Origin of the sequence: Staphylococcus sp. HMSC061G12, from assembly GCF_001838465.1 — a bacterium.
Lineage (GTDB): Bacteria > Bacillota > Bacilli > Staphylococcales > Staphylococcaceae > Staphylococcus > Staphylococcus simulans.
On record NZ_KV837142.1, the window covers coordinates 21,158 to 27,157 of the forward strand.

At 30.4% G+C, this 6,000-nt stretch carries 4 protein-coding genes; all 4 read left to right on the forward strand.

The window, feature by feature from the left end:
- Nucleotides 1–345 precede the first annotated feature (345 nt).
- The 4 genes from cas9 to HMPREF2937_RS09335 are packed head-to-tail and all read left to right on the forward strand — an operon-like array spanning nucleotide 346 to nucleotide 5,740.
- Complete coding sequence (cas9, locus tag HMPREF2937_RS09320) at nucleotides 346–3,507, forward strand: type II CRISPR RNA-guided endonuclease Cas9 (protein WP_083326931.1); 3,162 nt, start codon at nucleotides 346–348, stop codon at nucleotides 3,505–3,507.
- A gap of 7 nt (nucleotides 3,508–3,514) precedes the next feature.
- Nucleotides 3,515–4,420, forward strand: coding sequence for a type II CRISPR-associated endonuclease Cas1 (gene cas1 / locus HMPREF2937_RS09325; protein WP_070864452.1), 906 nt, complete (start codon nucleotides 3,515–3,517; stop codon nucleotides 4,418–4,420).
- Between the two features lie 11 nt (nucleotides 4,421–4,431).
- Nucleotides 4,432–4,740 (forward strand): CRISPR-associated endonuclease Cas2, encoded by a 309-nt coding sequence (cas2, locus tag HMPREF2937_RS09330; RefSeq protein WP_060803561.1) that lies wholly within the window; start codon nucleotides 4,432–4,434, stop codon nucleotides 4,738–4,740.
- Nucleotides 4,741–4,750: 10 nt separating this feature from the next.
- The gene (locus HMPREF2937_RS09335; RefSeq protein ID WP_070864453.1) at nucleotides 4,751–5,740 is read left to right on the forward strand and encodes a hypothetical protein; all 990 of its coding nucleotides are present in this window, start codon (nucleotides 4,751–4,753) and stop codon (nucleotides 5,738–5,740) included.
- Nucleotides 5,741–6,000 lie beyond the last annotated feature (260 nt).

Genomic DNA, 6,000 nt, shown 5'->3' on the forward strand with positions numbered 1-6,000 from the left:
TTTTGCCTCTAATGCTTTAACAACATTAGTTGAGGTAGCATTGGTAGCATTAATTCTTACTGAAATTAATGACAATGTGAAAGATGCAGAAGTGTAGGCAACTAAAGTGGTTACTGATGATTTCGATCTAAAGATTAGTGTAAAACTTACACATCTTAAGCGTTGACTTATATTATTAGATAAAATATAATTTAGGTATAGCACAACGTATATGTGCTGTACTTATACCTAAAACTACAGAATCTACTAAAACAAGGCAAAATGCCGTGTTTATCTCGTCAACTTGTTGGCGAGATTTTTTTAATATCAAAAATCAAAAAATTCAAACATCTTAGGAGTGGTCATATGAACAGAAATTATATATTAGGGCTAGATATCGGAATTACATCAGTGGGTTATGGAATTATTGATTATGAAACAAGAGATGTTATAGATGCAGGTGTTCGTTTATTTAAAGAAGCTAATGTAGAAAACAATGAGGGACGACGATCAAAAAGAGGGGCAAGACGACTTAAGAGACGTCGTAGACATAGATTACAAAGAGTAAAAAAATTGTTGTTTGATTATAAATTATTAAATGAAGACAGTGAAATAAGTGGAATAAATCCATACGAAGCTCGCGTTAAAGGACTAAGTGAAAAATTAAGCGATGAAGAATTTTCTGCGGCATTGCTTCATTTAGCAAAGCGCAGAGGTGTACATAATGTAAATGATGTGGAAGAAGATACAGGCAATGAATTATCCACTAAAGAACAAATCGCAAGAAATAATAAAGCCTTGGAAGATAAATATGTTGCGGAATTACAGTTAGAACGATTAAAAGAACAAGGCGAAGTAAGAGGTGCAGCTAACCGCTTCAAAACATCTGATTACATCAAAGAAGCAAAGCAGTTATTAAAGACACAAAGTAATCATCATAAAATTGATGAAACTTTCATAGAGACATATATCAGCTTATTAGAAACTAGAAGAACATACTATGAAGGTCCAGGAGAAGGTAGTCCATTTGGCTGGAAGGATATTAAAGAATGGTATGAAATGTTAATGGGACATTGTACATATTTCCCTGAGGAATTACGAAGTGTTAAATATGCTTATAATGCTGATTTATACAATGCCCTAAATGATTTAAATAACTTGGTTATTGCACGAGATGAGAATGAGAAACTAGAGTATTATGAGAAATTCCAGATCATTGAGAATGTCTTTAAACAAAAGAAAAAGCCGACGCTCAAACAAATTGCGAAAGAGATACTTGTGAATGAAGAAGATATTAAAGGCTATCGTGTAACGAGTACAGGTAAACCAGAATTCACTAATTTTAAAATTTATCATGATATAAAAGGCATTACATCCCGAAAAGAAATTCTGGAGAATGCTGATCTACTCAATCAAATCGCTGAAATTTTAACAATTTACCAGTCAGCAGAAGATATACAAGAAGAATTAGCTGAACTGGAACCAAAATTGACACAAGAAGAAATCGAACAAATTTCAAATTTAACTGGTTATACCGGCACACATCGTCTCTCTCTAAAAGCTATCAATTTAATATTGGATGAATTATGGCACACAAGTGATAACCAAATGACTATTTTCAATCGCTTGAAACTTGTGCCGAAAAAAGTGGATTTAAGCCAACAAAAAGAAATACCAACATCTTTAGTGGACGATTTTATCTTATCACCAGTGGTGAAACGTTCATTCATTCAATCCATCAAAGTGATTAATGCTATTATTAAAAAATTCGGTTTGCCAAAAGATATTATTATTGAGCTAGCAAGAGAAAAGAATTCTAAAGAGGCACAAAAGTTCATCAATGAAATGCAGAAAAGAAACCGCCAGACTAATGAAAGAATCGAAAAAATCATTAAGGAAACCGGTAAAGAAAAAGCTAAGTTTTTAATTGAAAAGATTAAACTGCATGATATGCAAGAAGGAAAATGTTTGTATTCATTGGAATCTATTCCATTAGAAGATTTACTTAATAATCCATATCATTATGAAGTTGATCATATTATTCCTCGTTCTGTTTCTTTTGATAACTCTTTCAATAATAAAGTGCTAGTAAAACAAGAGGAGAATAGTAAGAAAGGGAATAGAACGCCATTTCAATATTTGAGTTCTTCTGATGCGAAAATTAGTTATGAGATATTTAAAAAGCATATTTTGAACCTTTCTAAAGGTAAAGGAAGAGTTTCTAAGAAGAAAAAAGAATATTTATTAGAAGAAAGAGATATTAATCGATTTAGTGTCCAAAAAGATTTTATTAACCGTAATTTAGTAGATACACGATATGCGACTAGAGAGTTAATGAATTTATTAAGATCCTATTTTAGAGTAAATGACTTAGATGTCAAAGTGAAATCGATTAATGGAGGTTTCACGAGTTTCTTAAGAAAAAAATGGAAGTTCAAAAAAGAAAGAAATCAAGGTTACAAACATCATGCTGAAGACGCATTGGTGATTGCTAACGCTGACTTTATTTTCAAAGAATGGAAAAAACTAGATACAACTAATAAAGTCATGGAAAACCAAACAGTTGAAGAGCAACAAGCTGAAAATATGCCGGGAATTGAAACTGACGATGAATATAAAGAAATATTTGTAATCCCGCGCCAAATACAAAGTATTAAAGAATTTAAAGATTATAAGTACTCACACAGAGTCGATAAAAAACCGAATAGAGAATTAGTAAATGATACCTTATATTCAACAAGGAAAGATGATAAAGGCAATACACTTATCATAAATAACATCAAAGGACTATATGACAAGGATAATGATAAATTGAAAAATTTAATCAAGAAGTCACCAGAAAAATTATTAATGTATCATCATGATCCACAAACTTATCAAAAACTGAAAACTATTATGGAACAATACAGTAATGAGAAGAACCCGCTTTATAAGTACCATGAAGAAACAGGCAATTATTTAACTAAATATAGTAAAAAAGATAATGGACCTATCATCAAAAAGGTTAAATATTACGGTAAAAAGTTAAATGCGCATCTTGATATTACAAACGACTATTCAAATAGTCAGAATAAAATAGTAAAACTATCATTAAAACCATATCGCTTTGATGTTTACTTAGATAATGGTGGATATAAATTTGTGACAGTTAAAAATTTAGATGTCATCAAAAAAGAAGGTTTCTTTAAAATTGATTCAAATGCTTATGAGAAAGCAAAAAGTGAGAAAAAAATTGATGAAAATGCAGTGTTTATCGCAAGTTTTTATAATAATGATTTGATTAAAATTGATGGAGAGTTATATAGAATTGTAGGGGTTAATAACGACTCAAGAAATGTTGTAGAGCTAAATATGATTCCAATCACATATAAAGAATATTTGGAGAATATTAATGATAAACGAACACCACGAATATTGAAAACGATATCTCAAAAAACATATTCTATTGAAAAATATTCCACAGATATTTTAGGAAATCTTTATAAAGTGAAAAGTAAGAAAAAGCCTCAAATGATCATGAAAGGGTGAGTAGTTTTTGGCGTGGAGAATTGTATATCTTTCAGAAGTAGATAAACTTGCATTAAACTTAAATAATTTGAAAATCGCAAAAGGGGATTTGGAGGTTAAAATCCCCCTAAGCGATATTTTCGCTATTGTAATTGAAGACTTAACAACAACTATAACCTCAAGACTTATGATAGAGCTTTCTAAATATAATATTTTAGTGGTTTTTTGCAATCAACAACATTTACCAGAATGTATGGTGCATCCAATTAATGGCCATTTTAACCAATACGGACAAATGAAAGAGCAACTTCAATGGTCAGAACAAAACAAAGGAGAATTGTGGAAACATATATTGGTTCAAAAAATTCAAAATCAGATTCAATGTATGAAACATGTTGGAGTACTTGATGAAAGAATTATTAAAATGAAAGAGTTGCAAACTTTAGTTACATCTAAAGATGAAATGAATATAGAAGGACAAGCAGCTAAATATTATTTCAATACATTTTTTGAGGATTTCAGACGTGATGATGAATTTTTAATAGAAAATATGGTGTTGAATTTTGGTTATACAATTTTAAATTCAGCAATCGCTAGAACCATTGTAGCAAAAGGGTTAATTCCAGCACTTGGTATTCATCATATTGGTGCACGAAATCATTTTAACCTTGCATCAGACATTATTGAAGTATTTAGACCATTAGTAGATTTATATCTATTAAAACATCCTCCAGAAGAAGAATATATGACGAAGGCATATAGATTAGAGTTAGTGAATTTAATGCATGCAAGAGTACAAATTGACGGAAAGCAGCACACAGTTATTAGAGCGATTGAAATTATGGTTCAATCAATCATTGAGTATTTCAGAACGGGGAGATATGAAACACTCAAGCTACCAAACATTAAACAATATTCTTTTTATGAATCATGAGTTATAAATTTATGAGAGTAATGATAATGTTTGATCTCCCAACTGACACGAAAGAGGAAAGACGCTTATATAGTAAGTTTAGAAAAGGGCTGATTTCTGAAGGGTTTTTGATGATGCAGTACTCTATTTACATTAAAAGTTGTATAAATAAAGATTCAGCAGAAAGCAGTGTGAATTATGTGAAACGTATCTTGCCGCCTGATGGTCATGTGAGAGCATTGACAATTACGGAGAAGCAATATGAGAAAATGAAAATATTATTGGGTGAAGAAGATAAAAATATTGAAATATTAGGAGATAATCGTACCATTTTATTTTAGGAGAAAAAATATGTATGAAGCGGTTTTAGAGATTAGTATTGAGGAATTACCAAGAGTTATTTTAAATACTAGTGAGTATACCTCTATTTATAATGAAGATTCAACACATGAAGAATACATTCTAGAAACACTTAAGAATTACTTTCAACCAAGAAATTCCAATAAAGACTGTGTAACCATTACAAATCTTTTAGAATGTGATAGGGTTTCAAATAATCGGTTTAGAGGTTTTATCTTGAATCATTCTGCTATAGAAAATGAGCATCAATTAGCAGCAACAAGTATGATGGCTAAGAAAATCATTAGAGAATTGCATAATGATATGGAAATAGAAGGATATATCAATTCGATTAATGTGTTATTGGATGACTTAAGAGAAAATCTAAGAGGAACTTTACCTTTGGCTGTTAAATCATTTGATTTAAAGCAGTTTATAAGACTGCTTTCATTTAAATATGATTACACTGAAGATTATGCTAGGCTGATTAACCGTTTAGAACAAGTAGTCCCTTTAGTAGTAGAAGAAATGAATTATCAAGCGAAAGAAAAGGCGTTTTTGATTTATCTGTATCCAGAAGCGGGTTTAAGTATAAAAGAGCAAATTAGATTTAGAAAAACATTAAATGATCTGCCAATTCCAATAATAGTATTAACAGAGTCCTCATATTTTTTATCAGAGAATATCAAAGGTTTGAACTACTTTATCAACAATATACAAATGATTACTGAAGGGTTTATTGATGATAGTTACTGGAATGCGCCAATTAATATAGAAATAGAAAAGTTTAAAGAGAGATTTGAGTATTTGTTTAAAAAATATTGCTCAGTTTTAGAGGTTAATCCTGTAATATCCAACTATACTCTCGGTGATATAATTGTTTTCAATGATTTAGATCTTTATGTAGTTGTTGCATTTTTAAAGTACTGCAAATTAGAGTGTCAACTAGATATTGATCGAACAAAAATTTCTTCAGCATTATCGGCTTATCTATTTTCTTGACTATGATTAAATTATATAATTGTGCTAGAGGTTTTAGTACTCTGTAGTTTTAGGTATAAGTGATTCCAGAAGGTATCACATATGTTCATGTTTATAGTTTTAGTACTCTGTAGTTTTAGGTATAAGTGATTCATCCAGGTATTGTAGCCCAACAATTAATCAGTTTTAGTACTCTGTAGTTTTAGGTATAAGTGATTCAAATACGTCATACGTGTAGAGCGCGTGCAGGTTTTAGTACTCTGTAGTTTTAGGTATAAGTG

Coding starts and splice junctions, on each gene's coding strand:
- HMPREF2937_RS09335 (WP_070864453.1), top strand. CDS start 4,751: ATGTATGAAGCGGTTTTAGAGATTAGTATTGAGGAATTACCAAGAGTT.
- cas9 (WP_083326931.1), top strand. CDS start 346: ATGAACAGAAATTATATATTAGGGCTAGATATCGGAATTACATCAGTG.
- cas2 (WP_060803561.1), top strand. CDS start 4,432: ATGAGAGTAATGATAATGTTTGATCTCCCAACTGACACGAAAGAGGAA.